At 45.2% G+C, this 15064-nt stretch carries 14 protein-coding genes and 1 tRNA gene; 8 read left to right on the top strand and 7 right to left on the bottom strand.

Annotated elements, in window-relative coordinates; translation table 11 throughout:
* Positions 1 to 8 precede the first annotated feature (8 nt).
* Positions 9 to 1487: an oxygen-independent coproporphyrinogen III oxidase gene (gene hemN, locus ACT3TH_RS10795; protein ID WP_444755903.1), complete on the bottom strand. Its 1479-nt coding sequence runs from the start codon at positions 1485 to 1487 to the stop codon at positions 9 to 11.
* Positions 1488 to 1765: 278 nt separating this feature from the next.
* Positions 1766 to 4216, bottom strand: coding sequence for a penicillin acylase family protein (locus tag ACT3TH_RS10790; protein WP_444755834.1), 2451 nt, complete (start codon positions 4214 to 4216; stop codon positions 1766 to 1768).
* Positions 4217 to 4432: 216 nt separating this feature from the next.
* On the opposite strand from ACT3TH_RS10790, the gene ACT3TH_RS10785 reads away from it, so the two are divergent.
* Both ACT3TH_RS10785 and ACT3TH_RS10780 read left to right on the top strand, forming a co-directional pair.
* Positions 4433 to 5992: a YifB family Mg chelatase-like AAA ATPase gene (locus tag ACT3TH_RS10785; RefSeq protein WP_444755833.1), complete on the top strand. Its 1560-nt coding sequence runs from the start codon at positions 4433 to 4435 to the stop codon at positions 5990 to 5992.
* 198 nt (positions 5993 to 6190) lie between these two features.
* Positions 6191 to 6670 (top strand): hypothetical protein, encoded by a 480-nt coding sequence (locus tag ACT3TH_RS10780; protein WP_444755832.1) that lies wholly within the window; start codon positions 6191 to 6193, stop codon positions 6668 to 6670.
* 207 nt (positions 6671 to 6877) lie between these two features.
* On the opposite strand, the gene ACT3TH_RS10775 is transcribed toward ACT3TH_RS10780, so the two are convergent.
* Together ACT3TH_RS10775 and ACT3TH_RS10770 are read right to left on the bottom strand one after the other, a co-directional pair.
* Positions 6878 to 7558 (bottom strand): phosphoglycolate phosphatase, encoded by a 681-nt coding sequence (locus tag ACT3TH_RS10775; RefSeq protein ID WP_444755831.1) that lies wholly within the window; start codon positions 7556 to 7558, stop codon positions 6878 to 6880.
* A gap of 47 nt (positions 7559 to 7605) precedes the next feature.
* Entirely contained in the window at positions 7606 to 8106 is a 501-nt protein-coding gene (locus tag ACT3TH_RS10770) for a DUF4385 domain-containing protein (RefSeq protein WP_444755830.1), read from the bottom strand.
* 342 nt (positions 8107 to 8448) lie between these two features.
* Between ACT3TH_RS10770 and ACT3TH_RS10765 the strand changes: the two genes are divergently transcribed.
* The gene (locus ACT3TH_RS10765; protein ID WP_444755829.1) at positions 8449 to 8733 is read left to right on the top strand and encodes a hypothetical protein; all 285 of its coding nucleotides are present in this window, start codon (positions 8449 to 8451) and stop codon (positions 8731 to 8733) included.
* A gap of 80 nt (positions 8734 to 8813) precedes the next feature.
* On the opposite strand, the gene ACT3TH_RS10760 is transcribed toward ACT3TH_RS10765, so the two are convergent.
* Positions 8814 to 8889: transfer RNA gene (locus ACT3TH_RS10760), tRNA-Phe, on the bottom strand.
* A gap of 123 nt (positions 8890 to 9012) precedes the next feature.
* A complete protein-coding gene (locus ACT3TH_RS10755) occupies positions 9013 to 9435 on the bottom strand; it encodes a hypothetical protein (protein ID WP_444755828.1) in 423 nt (140 codons plus the stop codon).
* A gap of 346 nt (positions 9436 to 9781) precedes the next feature.
* Between ACT3TH_RS10755 and hisB the strand changes: the two genes are divergently transcribed.
* The 5 genes from hisB to ACT3TH_RS10730 all read left to right on the top strand — a co-directional run bounded on the left by hisB (position 9782) and on the right by ACT3TH_RS10730 (position 13477).
* Complete coding sequence (gene hisB, locus ACT3TH_RS10750; RefSeq protein ID WP_444755827.1) at positions 9782 to 10444, top strand: imidazoleglycerol-phosphate dehydratase HisB; 663 nt, start codon at positions 9782 to 9784, stop codon at positions 10442 to 10444.
* Positions 10445 to 10491: 47 nt separating this feature from the next.
* Positions 10492 to 11058 carry a cysteine hydrolase family protein gene (locus tag ACT3TH_RS10745; protein ID WP_444755902.1) on the top strand — a complete coding sequence of 189 codons (567 nt, stop codon included), beginning with the start codon at positions 10492 to 10494 and terminating at the stop codon, positions 11056 to 11058.
* 87 nt (positions 11059 to 11145) lie between these two features.
* Positions 11146 to 11781, top strand: coding sequence for an imidazole glycerol phosphate synthase subunit HisH (hisH, locus tag ACT3TH_RS10740; protein WP_444755901.1), 636 nt, complete (start codon positions 11146 to 11148; stop codon positions 11779 to 11781).
* A 168-nt stretch (positions 11782 to 11949) separates the two neighbouring features.
* On the top strand, positions 11950 to 12339 hold the full coding sequence (locus ACT3TH_RS10735; RefSeq protein WP_444755826.1) for a hypothetical protein: 390 nt from the start codon (positions 11950 to 11952) through the stop codon (positions 12337 to 12339).
* Positions 12340 to 12550: 211 nt separating this feature from the next.
* Positions 12551 to 13477: a DJ-1/PfpI family protein gene (locus tag ACT3TH_RS10730; RefSeq protein ID WP_444755825.1), complete on the top strand. Its 927-nt coding sequence runs from the start codon at positions 12551 to 12553 to the stop codon at positions 13475 to 13477.
* A 78-nt stretch (positions 13478 to 13555) separates the two neighbouring features.
* On the opposite strand, the gene ACT3TH_RS10725 is transcribed toward ACT3TH_RS10730, so the two are convergent.
* Positions 13556 to 14875, bottom strand: a complete 1320-nt coding sequence (locus tag ACT3TH_RS10725; RefSeq protein WP_444755824.1) for a valine--pyruvate transaminase — start codon at positions 14873 to 14875, stop codon at positions 13556 to 13558.
* Positions 14876 to 15064: the final 189 nt, after the last annotated feature.

The raw sequence follows: 15064 nt of genomic DNA, 5'->3' as shown, positions 1-15064 counted from the left end.
CAAACCATTTAGATGGCTTTTGAAAAACGGTTCTTGTGTGTTTTATCAAGATATTCATCGAACACCATCGCGACGTTGCGACCAAGCAGACGACCTCTCGGTAAGACACGAATACCAGCTGCATCCATATCAATCAAGCGATCTGCTTGCATCTCGCCCAACTGCTGAATCTCATCGATAAAGTAGGTAATGGCATCAATCCCGAATTTTTGATTCACATCCTTAAAGTCAATATAGTCATGACAGAGCAAATTCATAATGACATATTCACGCAAGCGATCTTTGATAGACGTTTTGATGACCTTAACCGCAGGCATCAGCATAGGATTGTTTTGCGCTGCATTAATATTGGCCTGATAAGCCTCTAAATCCGTGTCGTTTTGTAGAATGTAGCGCGTATTGGCATTGGCGATTTGGCTGATAGAGGACACCCCAAACCCCAATAAATCACAGTCTCCCATGATGGTGTAACCTTGGAAGTTGCGATGTAACTTGCCTTCGCGCTGGGCGATGGACAGCTCGTCATCAGGCTTGGCAAAATGATCGATACCAATATATTGATAACCCGCTTCTGTCAAAGTATTGATGGTATGACCAAGTATCGCAAGCTTATCAGCTGGGCTTGGTAAATCCTCATCTTTGATTTGGCGCTGGGCTTTAAAGCGCTCAGGCAAATGCGCATAGTTAAAGACGGACAGACGATCGGGTGACATCTCAATAATGCGGCGCACGGTTTTATCCAAAGTCATTGGCGTTTGGTGCGGCAAACCATAAATCAAATCGATATTGATAGAGTGAAAGCCAAGATCGCGTGCCTCCTGTAGGACATTTTCAATCAGCTCGGCTGAATGGACACGATTGACAGCGATTTGTACCGTCTCGTCCAAATCTTGTACCCCTAAGCTGATGCGATTGAACCCAAGATTGCGCAATACTTTTAGTGTCTCGCCACTTAGCTCGCGCGGATCAATCTCAATAGAGTAGTCGCCTTGGTCTTCTGGCAAAAAATCAAACTGCGTCTGCAAAAACTCCCACAGCTGAACCATTTCTTCATCACGTAAAAACGTAGGCGTACCGCCGCCTAAGTGCAACTGCTTAACCACAGGATTGCTGCCATCTTCGGGTGTGGCTAGCAGACGTCGTTTGTGCTTAACTTCAGCGATAAGGTATTGTAAATAATCGCCTGAGTCGCTGTTCTTTTTAGTAATAATTTTATTACAGGCACAGTAGTAGCAAAGGTGACGACAAAATGGAATGTGAAAATATAGAGATAGCGGCGCACGGGCTTCACGATTCTGGAGGATTTTTGTCTCAAGACTCGTTATCCCAAGCTCATCAGGAATGGGCGTGAACTCTAGAGCGGTCGGGTATGAGGTATAGCGCGGCCCTGAACGATTGTATTTATGGATAATCGCTTCATCAAATGACGGCAGCTGCTTACTAGTGATACTACCGCGCGTGCTGGCATAAGGGCTTTCTGTCTGCATAACAGGGCGTGTGGTCGACGGTGGCGCTTCCGCATCGTTATAGGGCTGCGGGGCATTTTGTTCTAAATGGTCTGTCATGCGATGTTCCTTGTTTTGACCCTAGGATTGCGGCTTGTATGTTAGCTACACACATGACCACTAGTATAACAAATCCTTACTTGCAGTGGGGTGGTCTATGCGAGTTCTTCCTTCTTAAAAAAATATTATTGTGTATAACTCAAAAAGAACCCCAGCTTTAAGCTGAGGTCTTTGGTTCTGTATCTAAGTTTCTGCCGTCCCTATTCTCTTAATTGAATTGCATTACCAACGGCTTGCTCGTTGATTTCAGTCTTACTAAAAGGCAGACGAATCCAGTCTTTCGCTGAGTAGCGACGCGTTTGATCGCGGTGATAAGGTCGCGTGCTGTCTGCTGATTGTGAGTAAGCCAATAGTGCCTCTACGACAGGCCCTTTACTATCGAAGGTGACCGCCTGCATATACGTCGGCCCTGTATTAATGGGTTTGTAAGTACCATCATCATTTAAACCTGGTCCTTGGGCAACGTTGAATATGCCTTCACGTCCAAGTCCGCCATGCATCGCAATTTTTGTGTCGTTGTTACCCGCATCGATGACGTATTGTAGGTCGGCCAAAGAAGCATCAAGCGCTATGTTTTTGCTATTAAAAAAGGCAATTGCATCGCCCAATGCTGTACGTGTACTATCGTTAATAATCAAATCGCGAGGCGTGTTCACAGGGTCATTGACATCGAATTTTACGTTAAACGCAGTGTCTGTGGTGTCATCGAATTTGACCTTGCGCCAAAACTCTCTAAACACATGAGCGCCTTTACTATCAAGGTTATTACGGCGATCCCAGTTACTCAACACTGAACACGCTTGCGTGGCGTTAATTGTACCGCCATTGGTCAAGGGCATCACGGGGTTGGCAATACAATCTGCCAATACATCATCAAGTACCAGTTCTGCAACGTAGCTGCGGTTACCATAAACGACGTCTTGCATGTTATCTAAGTTAAAGGTGTTGCCGCCCAGCTGATCTCTATTGCTCAATCGATCTGCTATCTGCGTCAGTCCCATACGGGTACGCATTAACAATGGCACACCGTTGACAGGATTGGGTCCTAAGAACGGAACCAGATGACGACGTAACAGCGGTGAGAATCCAGTCAATGGCTGCTTGGGATTGCTGAGCCAATAGCTGTCATTTGAGTTGGCAACGTAGTCATCACGAATTAAGAAAGGCAAGTTTGAGCGTCCAAAGATACCTGCTTGCGGTGAGTCGGCATCATTGCCCCATTCACAGGCGGCCGTGCTACCATTAAGAGCTGGCAAGTCGGATGCAATCAATGCCCCAAGGAACGGCCCTGCATTGGCACTACAAGCCTCTAGCTGTTGTTTTGTGACGTGCGGTACGGTTGAGATATCGGCGTACAAGGCTTTGCCATAGCGATCCGTGGCGATGGTATTTACGAACCCAAGTCCAAGCGTGTCTTGCATTCTATCGACCAAGTCCTCTACGCTTTTTGCTTGGTTCATACTACGCCATTGATTGAGCGCACGCGGGTTTTCAGACGCGGCATCACGAATGGTAAAGGCCAAATTATTGGCGCCCCATGTCGGTAATTGAGGGTTGAGCAAGTTGGCTGCCAGCATAGGTCCATACTGTGACAGATAGATAGGACGAACCAGCGTCTGATTGTTCGGCAACTGAATGGTAACAGGCACTTTTTCGATATCACGCTGCTCAACCACGCCAGCACTGTTTTTGTAATTGTATTTCATGGGATTACCATTTACCAAACTGAGCTGATAAAGGGTAAAACGCTTGGCAGTAGAGACGGTATGGCTCCAAGCCACATCTTTGTTAAAACCAATATTGGGGAAGGGTTGACCTTGTTGAGCCACGCCCATCACATCAAGCTCACCTGGCATGGTCAAATGAAACTCATAAAAACGCTGTACACCGTCCCATGGCTCATGTGGATTGCCGTATAAGATACCGCTGTCGTTTCCAGTAACTTCGCTACCAAACGCATAAGCGTTACTACCGCCGTTCATCACGTTGATGGTAGACATATCGAACTTAACGTCTGGCTCTGGGCCAACAGTACGCATTCTGCTGCTGCTCATCACGGCATTTTGATCCGGCGGTGCTGCTGCTGCGATGGGACCGACAAAGTTAGACAGGCCACCACGTAGATTGGCTTTGCCATATAATGCCAGCAAATCATCGATTGTGATCTCGCGTACCCACTCTGCGCCCGCACAATCAGGGTCAATATTAGCAACGCCTTTATCACGTAGATAACGACTGTAGCCAGCGGCGTAACCAGTGACTGCATCGATGACTTCTTTATCTTGAGCCGCTAAAAACTCAGCGCGGCGCGCAGGCGAGTTGTACCACGTATAAAACACATCGTTTGCCACATTGCCTTCGTCGCCCAAATACAACATGCTTTGACCGCGGGCGACGACGATTTCACGTGCCAGCGAGCAGATATTGTCCTCGGCAAACGCATAACCCACGCCGTACCCCAGTCCTTTATAATCGCTAGCGGTGATGTGCGGTATGCCAAACTCAGTACGCTGTATGTCTGCTGAGTACGTCTGCTGCGGTGTGATCGAGCTGTTGTCGTCATTTCCAAAACAACCTGCCAGTCCAACTGATACCGCGATTGAAAGTAGCGCGAGTTTGGGTACGCGCCGATTAAGCACTTGAATGCTCATAAGCTTATCCATCCATGGTTTGTGAAGGTGTTATAAAGCGTCAAAAAACAGCAACCATCATGCTTTATATGATCAATAAAATCCTTTTATTGCCCATTTATCATATAACAATTTTTGATGTCCATACCACTAAATAAATAAGACAAGAAAACACGACATTTGCGCACTAGTTGATAATACTTTATCATCGCCTTTACTCTATTTTAGGAAGCCATAATGTCGTTCGCCCAAGTCTATACCCGTTCCGTCGTCGGTTTGCATGCACCCAAGGTTATTATTGAGGTGCATCTATCGCAAGGGCTGCCCGCATTGACCATTGTCGGGTTGCCTGAAGCTACCGTACGAGAAAGCAAAGATCGCGTGCGCTCCGCCATTCTAAATTCTGGCTTTCAATTTCCCAATCGGCGTCTGACGATTAATCTAGCACCCGCCGATTTGCCCAAAGATGGCGCTCGTCTCGATCTACCCATCGCCATCGGAATATTGGCAGCAAGTGGACAGTTGGCACCAGAAGTACTGTCAGGGTTTGAGTTTATCGGTGAATTGGCGCTCAATGGTGAGCTTAGGCAGGTGACCGGTAGTCTGGCCGTAGCACGAGCGATGAAAGCGGAGGTATTAGCGTCCAAAGCCTCAACGTCATCAGAGAAGGCGAGCCAAGAGCAAAATGAGCCGCCGCAACTGATTGTACCAATGCATAATAGCGCGGAAGCCAGCCGCGTCGATGGTGTGACGATACTGGCAGCGCCAAGTCTAAAAGCCGTCTGTGATCATTTGCAATCCTTAAGCGATCCTAGTGACCTCGATGCCCGTTTAGAGGTCGTACAGTCCAGTCCCACGCCGCAGCATGTGGGCTATAAAGTGGACTTGGCTGATGTTAAAGGACAGCATCATGCGAGGCGTGCGTTGGAGATTGCAGCGGCTGGTGGTCATTCCTTATTGTTTACTGGGCCGCCCGGTTCGGGCAAGACTTTGATGGCATCACGGTTACCCACGATTTTGCCAGATTTGAGTTCTGAGGATGCGTTAGAGGTGGCCAGCACCTATTCGGTCGCCGATAGCGATTATGAGTATGGCACAAGACCATTCAGACAAGTTCATCACACCATATCAGCAGTAGCGTTGGTTGGCGGTGGCTCACGCCCCAAACCTGGCGAGATTACCCTTGCCAATAAAGGTGTTTTGTTCCTTGACGAGTTGCCAGAGTTCGATCGTACGGTGCTAGAAGTTTTGCGTCAACCGCTAGAAGCCAAGCAAATCACCATCAGCCGCGCCAACTCACAAATGACGTTTCCTGCCAATTTTCAACTGGTTGCTGCTATGAATCCATGTCCGTGTGGCTACGATGGCGACACATCCGGTCGTTGCCGCTGCCGACCTGAACAGATCAAACGCTATCAAGATAAATTGTCAGGGCCGCTGCTTGATCGCATTGATTTGCATATTACCGTGCCAGCCTTACCGATTGCTGACTTGCAAAACGCTCAGGCTGGAGAAACCTCTGAGCAAGTGCGAATTCGAGTCGCGGCCGCTCATGAGCGTCAACTTAAGCGACAACAGAAAGTCAATAATGCGCTTAGTCCTAGCGAGATTGATCAATACATTCAGTTAGGTGAGAGTGAACAGCAATTATTGCAGCTCGCTCAGCAACGCTTAAATTTATCTGCTCGTGGCTATCATCGAGTGTTGCGAGTTGCGCGGACGATTGCCGATCTTGCCGCCAGTGTCGATATTACCAGCGCGCACGTGTCCGAAGCACTCAGCTACCGTGGTAAATAAAAGCGCTTAGATATAAGCAGTTTGAAATAAAATCGATATGTTAATGGTCACTGTGCGGCATTATCTTTTTAACCCATTTATTTTTCAGTATTTAGCTATAAGTTCAAGCTCAAAAAAGTATCTTAAGGGAATACAGTAGTGATAGTTAATAGATGTTTTCTAGTAGTAGCTCTAGTCATTTCAGGCCTGACTGCATGTGTGAATACACCACCAATAACTAATAACGTGTCAACAAAACCCATTTCAGATGATAAACAAAGTAAAGAGCCTTATTCTTATAATAAGCATTTTTTAAACAGTTCTATTAAGTATAAAAACTACGAAGAGCTAGACGGAAAAGGTAGAACACTACCAGTCGACGCAATCGGGGTAGTTGGAAGATTCTATATCAGTGAAGAAGATCATTGCCTTATATTTTTCAGTGAGGATAGTACCAAAGTAGTCACGCCTATCTTGAACTATAAATATACACAATGGGCTACTGAGACTCAGTCACTTACCATGGGTAATACTCATGTAGAGATGGGTCAACTGGTTTTAGTAGGAGGTGGTATTCAGAACACTCCTAAATCCTACCAAGGTTCCTGCTTGAACAGAGGGTATATTGTAGACATGGCATCGTTTGGAGTAAGATTATTACCTGAATCTGATCTCTATTTATATAAGCAGAAATTTTAGCTATATATATTGGAGGTTATTCAAACTAAGGCTAGTTAAAATATAGTATTAAGAGGCAGCATACCTATCAAGGTACGCTGTCTTCTTATTTTGAGTATTTGTACTTTATGAATTTGCTTAATATCAATACCAGCTATTTCTGCTAAATCGCTTGAGAGATTGCTTTAGGTACCATCAAGCTTTTAGTGCGGATAGGCAATAAAATCTTTATTTTAAAAGACAGTCGAGCAGTTCTTTAAAGTTATCAAAAGCATAATCGGGCTGACTATCGCGGATGTCTTTGCCGTAATTGTAGCCATAAGACAAGCCAATGGTGTCGATATTGGCGCGCTTGCCCGCTTGGATATCGTTGATCGAATCTCCAATCATAAACGCTTGCTTAGGATCAAATGCTAATGTCTCACAGACATGAAGTAGGGGCGCAGGATCAGGTTTTTTAACGGACAAGCTGTCACCGCCTAATACCATCGCGAAGTGAGAGGTCCAGCTCAAGCTCATTAGAATATCAGGCACAAAGCGTATTGGTTTATTGGTCACCAAGGCGAGGGTAAATCCCGCGTCTATTAATTGCTGTAAACCTAAGTCCACATCAGGATAGGCGGCAGTCTTACTGGTGTCATGCGTTGAATAAGCCTTAAAGAATAAATGTTCAGCGGCAATCACGTCTTTTTCTGATAAATTAGGATCGATTTCAACGCTCCCAGAGAGAGCGCGCTCGACTAACATACGGGCACCATTGCCCACCCACTCTTTGATAGTATCAATAGGATAGGTGGGTTTGCCCAGCTGACTAAGCATAATGTTGGCCGCGTCCGCCAAATCGGGTACGCTGTCGATCAAAGTGCCATCAAAATCAAAAATCAAAAGTTTTTTATTGTCTATTGTCATTATTGGTTATCCGTGTGATAAAAGTTTTGGAAGGTTGGTATTGGTGCTTACTCAACGTCTTTATAACGCTCGCGGTGCGCTTTTTTCATTTTCAGATAGTCTTTGTTCTCACGGCATTCGTCCCACTTAGCTTTAAAAATACGCGCGGATTCTGCCTTGATTGGATCTTCCTCTTGTCGTGGCAGCTCATCGCGTCCATGCGCGCCGCTTTGACCTTTTTTATCATCGGGCACAGGTCCATCGTACTTTTTGCCGCCTTTGTGATTGGCATAGCGACGCGCGCGAGTATAGCCCATCTGAATAAATTTACGCGCCATATCAGCGCCAACAAAATCATCGTCAGCCAAATAATCTAAAAACATCTGATAAATCTTCTCGCTGCTCTCGCGGGCGATATCGGGTGTGGCAAAGCGCCAATGTGGTAATATCTCAGACTTATAAGGCTCTACCAATAATACGCCTTGCTCACCGCGACCGACTCGGTACAATTCGGGCTGCGCACGCAAATCTAAATTCTTATAATCTAAATCGTAATCAAACTCTCTCATAACATAACCTGTCAGGGGGATTGAGATTTAGTATACTGAGCCGAGACGTTTAAAAAATAGCCCAAAAATGTTGTTGAGCTGTGAAGGTGGGAAGTTTACTGACGCAACGTAATGACTTATTGTAAACTACTGAAAATATAGTCAGGTCAATGTAAAAAAGAGCCAGCGTGAATAGGAAAAAATTTTACTAGTCACGCATTATAAGATGGTATAGCCATTTATTAAGTATTGACTATATGATCGTACCATCACTGATTAGAGACCCATGTTATGTATAAAATAACCAATACTTGCTCAACCGTTATAACGTCCTTTTCTATTAAGCAATTGAAAGGTACAGCCATGATTTCGGTGATGTTGATGAGTGGTTTGATGACCAATGTGGCTCACAGTGCATGGTTTGAAAAATTGGTGCCGCAAGGCGAGACTTACACGGTCAGAGAAATAGATCGGGACTTGGCGTTTGTCATCGATGGGTTTATTTATGATGCTCGCAATTCTTGCTTTTTAGCAGTGGGCGATCGAGTGGTGTTTTTTGAAGGGCGTCACGGTATTGATTACCGTGCGACGATTTACGATTTGGATTCGCGCGAACGCTGTGAGGTGTTGTTGCGAAGACGCTTATAAAAAGCTTGTCACAAAACCGTCTAGGCATAAAAAAACCCTCAAATATCGCTATTTGAGGGTTTTTTGAATCTAGTAACGAATGGTGGCTCGAGGCAGGATCGAACTGCCGACACACGGATTTTCAATCCGTTGCTCTACCTACTGAGCTATCGAGCCGTCTTCGTTGAGGTCGCTATTAAACTAAATATACGCCCTGCTGTCAAGCTATTTTCGCATTATATATAATAAAAGAGCAAAAATAAGCAAATTCCGATGAAATCACAGGCTTTTGAGCTGTGATCATCCTTTTACGCGCAGTAGCTCATATTCGCTCATGATACGATGAATATCAGCATCCGCAGGGACAAACTCACGCACGCCTTTTTTAACCTCGGCATCATAGACCAATTTAATAAACTTAGCGTCGATGGCGCGTTTGCGGTTTTCTGGATGTACGGTGAGATATTGCAGGCGCTTGGCATCGGCTTGTCCATCGTCGAAACAGGCCACCGCCGCGATGGGTTTGTCATTAAACATACCGACATAGAGACACTGGCCTCGTTTAAATCCTTTTTCCACGAGACTCAATACTTCTGCGCCATCAGGCTGCGTATCATCGTTATCATATAATGCCATTAGGCGCTCTGATAGCTCATTTTCACGGGTCGGCTTTTTGATAAGCGGGGTATCTAAGCGGTTGATGGCAAAGGCTTCTAAAGGCATGGTAAATCCTATAAATAGACGGGTTCTATATGATATGGAAGGTGATATGGTCGAGCTGTTTTAAAAAGAGTAAAGTTTTACTGGGATGAATTTTGCGAAACCTCTGTCACGCTTACAAACAGCCAGTAAGAAAAATTTATACCATTTTTATCTTAGATTGACTATATAGCGTGACATCAACGTATTGGCTATGATTGATTAAACTAAAGTCACTATTTTAGCAGAATACCATAAATATGTGCGCGGTTTGCGGCTTGGTCGTGGCAGTAAATGTTAGGGTTTGCTATGATGAGGACAGACAATAACGCCTATGCCAAATCCCCAATTTTATTGATAGAGAGTAGCCATGACCGCCAATTCGACGACCGCCAATGCCTCTGAGCAAATCCCCTCATCAAGTGCCAACCTATATGGTCGCGCTGCCCGCACAGCGACTGTTGAGCGCAATACGGCTGAGACGCAAATTACTTGTACCGTCAATCTCGATGGCACAGGTCAAGGCGTTGTGGATACAGGCGTCCCGTTTTTGGATCATATGATTGACCAGATTAAGCGTCATGGTTTGTTTGACTTAGACATCAAGTGTACTGGCGACACCTTTATCGACGATCATCACAGCGTTGAGGACACCGGAATCACGCTTGGACAAGCTTTTAATAAAGCGCTTGGTGACAAAAAAGGCATTCGTCGTTATGGGCATTTTTATGCGCCGCTTGATGAGTCGCTGACCCGTGCGGTCGTCGATCTCTCAGGACGTCCTGGCCTGCACATGGACATTCCTTTTACTCGCTCGCATGTGGGCAGCTTCGATGTCGATTTGTTCAGCGAATTCTTTTATGGCTTTGTCAATCACTCTTGGATGACGGTGCATTTGGACAATTTAAAAGGCAAAAACAGCCATCACCAAATCGAGTCGGCATTTAAAGCCTTTGCTCGCGCCCTGCGTATGGCGTGTGAATACGATGAGCGCGCACTAAACACCCTACCGTCAACGAAAGAAGCGTTTTAAATGTGATTAAGGTGTCTTGATAAATTCAACTGAGAGTGAGGGCTGTGATGCGTTTAAAAGATAAGAACCCAGCGTTGTTAATTATCGATGTCCAGCGAGGTTTTGAAGATGAAGCGTATTGGGGCGGAAATCGCAACAATCCCTCAGCAGAAAAGCTGTGCGGTGATATTTTACAAAAATGGCGCGAGCATGACCTTCCTATTTTTCATGTACGTCACAGCTCACTAACGCCTGATTCAAGACTACATTCAACGCATGCAGGTTTTGCTTTTAACGAAAATGTGATACCCAAATCGCATGAGACGGTGATCACAAAACAGGTAAACAGCGCCTTTATTGGCACTGATTTAAAGCAGCAACTTGATGCACAAGATATCTCGGTACTTGTGATTGTCGGACTGACGACCAACCATTGCGTATCGACAACGACTCGCATGGCAGGCAATTATGGCTATGAGACGTATCTGATATCAGATGCGACCGCTACTTTTGATAGAGTCGGCGTTAATGGCGAAAAATTCAATGCAGAGCTAATGCATCAGACGGCACTGGCGAGTTTAAACGAAGAGTTTGCAACGGTGCTAAATACCAATGCCCTCTTTGAGCGGCTGTAGTCGTCGTATAAGTGAGCAGTTCAGAGTCCGTTTTGATTGAGCATCAAGCGTATTTCCATTTTATTTTACTATGATAATAAAGACACCATTATGAAAGTAGCACTATTAGATTATGGCATGGGCAATCTACACTCGGTTGGCAAGGCGTTGTCCAACGTCGGGGCAGATGTGTCAATTACCAATGACCCAAAAGTGGTGGCAGCAGCCGACAAGATTGTCTTCCCAGGCGTCGGTGCCATGCGCGACTGTATCGCTGGCATGAAGGACGCAGGTATTGATGAGGTTGTACGTCAGGCGATATTTGACAAGCCAGTGATGGCCATCTGCGTCGGTATGCAGGCGTTGTTTGAGCAATCAACTGAGAATGGCGGTACAGATTGTCTGGGTATCTTAAAAGGTCAGGTAAAAGCGTTCGATCCGACGTGGACAGATCAGCAAGGCGCGACCATCAAAGTACCGCACATGGGCTGGAATACCATCAGCGGCATGAATCTTGAGCATCCATTGTGGCAGGGCATCGAAGACAACGCGTATTTTTATTTCGTGCATAGCTATTATTGCGAGCCTACCGATCACTCGCAAGTAGCTGCCGTTTGTGATTATGGTCAGCCATTTTGTGCCAGTATCATACAAGACAACTTGTTTGCTACCCAGTTTCATCCTGAAAAAAGTCATACGGCAGGCTTGCAGTTGTTAAAGAACTTTGTTGAATGGGATATCTAAACAAAGGTGAATGAAATTTTGATGCAGTGATGGGGTAGATTAGCTAATGCGTAATCTGAGTGAGGATGGAACGAAGCAGTGCTTTGTCCTCGCGCAAGAGAGTTTGCATTGTCGCAAACTCTTTTTTCTGTTTAGTAATGTCCTATTCTCTTATACATGGAAAACAACGTGGATTTTTATACCTTTAAGATAGGCGTGATGGAGGCCACAGGGTTAGACAGAGATGCCCTGCATATTTATGTTGGCATCAGTGTGTATCTGCTCAGCTTACTGCTGTTTCGCTCCATGATCAAAAACTACAGTTTTCGCTCGTTTATCGCGTTGGTTCTGGTGACGAGCGTTGCTTTACTTGGCGAATATTTGGACAATCGCCAGACCATTAACGAGTTGGGCGTCTCAGGACTAGGAAACGCCGAGCTAAAAGAAAGCATTCATGACATTGTGAATACTTGCTTGTGGCCGTATGTGATCTTTGCCTTAAGCAAATGGACGAAGATTTTTCATTCAACCACTAAAGCCAAACCTATGATCAAACGACAAAGAACCATGGATTATTAATCCGTGGTTTTATAGCATTAAAGATGCCCATCTTAGTAACCCGCACTTACAAAGCTTACGAAATATAAAACTTCCTGCCTATTTAACGCTCACTCAGTTTGCTATCTTAAAATCAAAGGCTAGTGATAGAAGCGTTTCTTTATACTTACCGCTTTTATTCACTAGTTAATCGACTTTTTTGGGATAGGTATAATAATAAATAGGAAGCACTATGAATATTCAAGACATGCTAGACAATGTAAAAGACACCTTGGGTTTAGAGCCACAAGAAACTGATAAAGGTATCTATATTCCGTCCAAGTCATCACTCAAACTGGCAGCGCCGAGTAAAACCAACTACGATAATACTGAGTACGACACGCCGTACACAGGCAATAAAAAAATCCTAATGGTCTGTACCGAGCAGCAATACATGACCATGGAAAACGGTAAAAAGTTCGATACGGGCAATCATCCTGTTGAGATGATGGTGCCTTTGTTGCATTTTAAAAAAGCGGGCTTCGATGTGGATGTCTTTACGCCAACAGGGCAGTCTGTCCAAGTCGAGCAATGGGCGATGCCAGAAGACGATGACGACGTCAAACAAATATACGCAGAATACCAATCAAAGCTTAAGAGTCCAAACAGTATCGCGGACTTTGTCAAAAACGATATGGCTGACAGCGATGACTATGCGGCAATATTTATCCCCGGTGGTCATGGCGCGATGCTTGGATTGCCTGAAGATAAGAATCTCGGCGAATTACTACGTTGGGGCTATGACAAAGACTTGTTTGTCTTAGCGATTTGCCACGGGCCTGCGGCTTTGTTAGCGGCTAACTTGGACGATCTTGATACGGCAAATCCTGATACGAAAAACAAAGACGGTAACTCTGAGCGCGACTTTATTTTCAAAGGTTGTGAGATAGTCGCGTTCCCAACTGCAATGGACAAGCAAATGCCAAAACTTGGCTATTTACCCGGTACAATGCCGTGGTACTTTGGTGACAAGTTAGAAAAGCTGGGCGTCACTATTGACAATAAATTGGCGTCAGGACAGACGCATCAAGATAGAAAGTTGATCTCAGGCGACGGCCCTTTGGCTGCCAATGAGTTTGGTAAGCTTAGTGCTAATGAATTACTAAAAGCGCTTAGTTAAAATAAAAACCATAGTTTCGAAGTATAAAAAAAACGGACTGTTAATGAGTCCGTTTTTTATGTTTATAGCTAATGATTTTTACTTGGCTTCATCATAAAGCGCGCGTACCACTTCTCCAATCACTTTAATACCATCAGTCAGCGTCTGCTCATCAGCGGCGATGCTCATACGAATGCACTCATGCGCGTGCTGGTAGTCTGTCACATCGACGCCAGGGAAGAAGTACTCACTCGGCACAATCAAGGTGCCTTTTTCTTTTAGACGCTCGTACAGCTCAAGCGTGTCAATTGGCAAGTCTTTAAACCATAACCACAAGAATATCGCGCCTTCTGGCTTGTGTATCATCAATGGATAATCGCCCAACGCTTCTTTCAACAAGCGCACGGCAAGGCTGGCTTGCTGCTGATAAAAGGGCTTGATGTCATTATCAGATAGCTGCTTGATGCGATCATTGGCAACGAGTGGCGTGGCAATCGCAGCACCAAAGCGTGTCGGTGCTAGATTTACGACCGCATTCATCGCGCTAACTGCTTCAATCACTTTCGCATCAGCAACGATAATGCCCGTACGCATACCGGGCAGGCCAATTTTGGACAAACTAAAGCAAAGAATCGTATTGTTATCCCACGTCAGATGCGCGTCAGAGTAAATAATATTAGGGAAGGGCATACCGTAGGCATTGTCGATAATAAGCGGTACGTCGTAGCGTTTGGCAATCTCAGCCAAACGCGCCATTTCGTCATCGGTTAACACGTTACCCGTTGGATTGGTCGGACGTGAGCAGCAAATCGCGCCGATACGACCTTCCTTTAACGCTGGCAAGTTCTCTAACGCTTCAAAATCCACGCGATACTTAAAGAAGCCTTCCTCGCCCTCATGCATCACTTCGTCGATATGCGGCAATACCGCTGCAAAGTGTTGTCCTTCCACATGCACATCACTATAGCCAATATATTCAGGCGTTAATGGCAACAAAATCGATTTATCGATAGATTGGTTCTTTTCATCAAGGAAAGCACCGCCAAACAGATTAAACAAATAGAAAAAGGCGTTTTGCGAGCCGTTGGTCAGCGCGATGTTTTCTGCCGTCAAGTTCCAATCATAATGGCGATTAAAGAAACCCACCAAGGCATTGATAAAGCCTGCATCCCCTTGCGGATTGGAGTAATTCGCCATGCTAATAATGGCGCTACTGTTGGCTTCGCCCGTATCGTTATCAACGCCCAACGCCTTATATGTCTCTAAAAACAGCTCATTGACGGCTTCAATTTTGGCAGGGTTACCGCCACCCAGCATGTTGACAGGCTGATCGCTTTTTAGCGCATCGCCCAGATCATCCATCAATTGTGAGATGCCAGTGGGCTGGGTAAATTTTTGACCGAACTTTGAGAATTTCATAAGGCTACCATGCTGTTTGGGAGGGTTTTATAAGTGGGTATTTAACCGATAAAGTTGGGCTAGTATAGCAAATGAGGGCTATAAAATAAGTAAAGAGTGGGGCCGGTATTGACTTATATGTCTATATACTTTATGAAGCAAAAAACGCCTTCTAGGTGAATAGAAGGCGTTTTGATTTTTGGATATTAA

The sequence above is a fragment of the Psychrobacter sp. AOP22-C1-C5 genome (assembly GCF_052378885.1).
Classification (GTDB): domain Bacteria; phylum Pseudomonadota; class Gammaproteobacteria; order Pseudomonadales; family Moraxellaceae; genus Psychrobacter.
Note: the sequence above shows the minus strand (reverse complement) of the source record. Positions and strands in the feature narration are given on the sequence as shown.

Coding starts and splice junctions, on each gene's coding strand:
- ACT3TH_RS10755 (WP_444755828.1), bottom strand. CDS start 9,435: ATGCCTTTAGAAGCCTTTGCCATCAACCGCTTAGATACCCCGCTTATC.
- ACT3TH_RS10725 (WP_444755824.1), bottom strand. CDS start 14,875: ATGAAATTCTCAAAGTTCGGTCAAAAATTTACCCAGCCCACTGGCATC.
- ACT3TH_RS10745 (WP_444755902.1), top strand. CDS start 10,492: ATGCGTTTAAAAGATAAGAACCCAGCGTTGTTAATTATCGATGTCCAG.
- hemN (WP_444755903.1), bottom strand. CDS start 1,487: ATGCAGACAGAAAGCCCTTATGCCAGCACGCGCGGTAGTATCACTAGT.
- ACT3TH_RS10790 (WP_444755834.1), bottom strand. CDS start 4,216: ATGAGCATTCAAGTGCTTAATCGGCGCGTACCCAAACTCGCGCTACTT.
- hisB (WP_444755827.1), top strand. CDS start 9,782: ATGACCGCCAATTCGACGACCGCCAATGCCTCTGAGCAAATCCCCTCA.
- ACT3TH_RS10765 (WP_444755829.1), top strand. CDS start 8,449: ATGATTTCGGTGATGTTGATGAGTGGTTTGATGACCAATGTGGCTCAC.
- ACT3TH_RS10770 (WP_444755830.1), bottom strand. CDS start 8,106: ATGAGAGAGTTTGATTACGATTTAGATTATAAGAATTTAGATTTGCGT.
- ACT3TH_RS10775 (WP_444755831.1), bottom strand. CDS start 7,558: ATGACAATAGACAATAAAAAACTTTTGATTTTTGATTTTGATGGCACT.
- ACT3TH_RS10730 (WP_444755825.1), top strand. CDS start 12,551: ATGAATATTCAAGACATGCTAGACAATGTAAAAGACACCTTGGGTTTA.
- ACT3TH_RS10785 (WP_444755833.1), top strand. CDS start 4,433: ATGTCGTTCGCCCAAGTCTATACCCGTTCCGTCGTCGGTTTGCATGCA.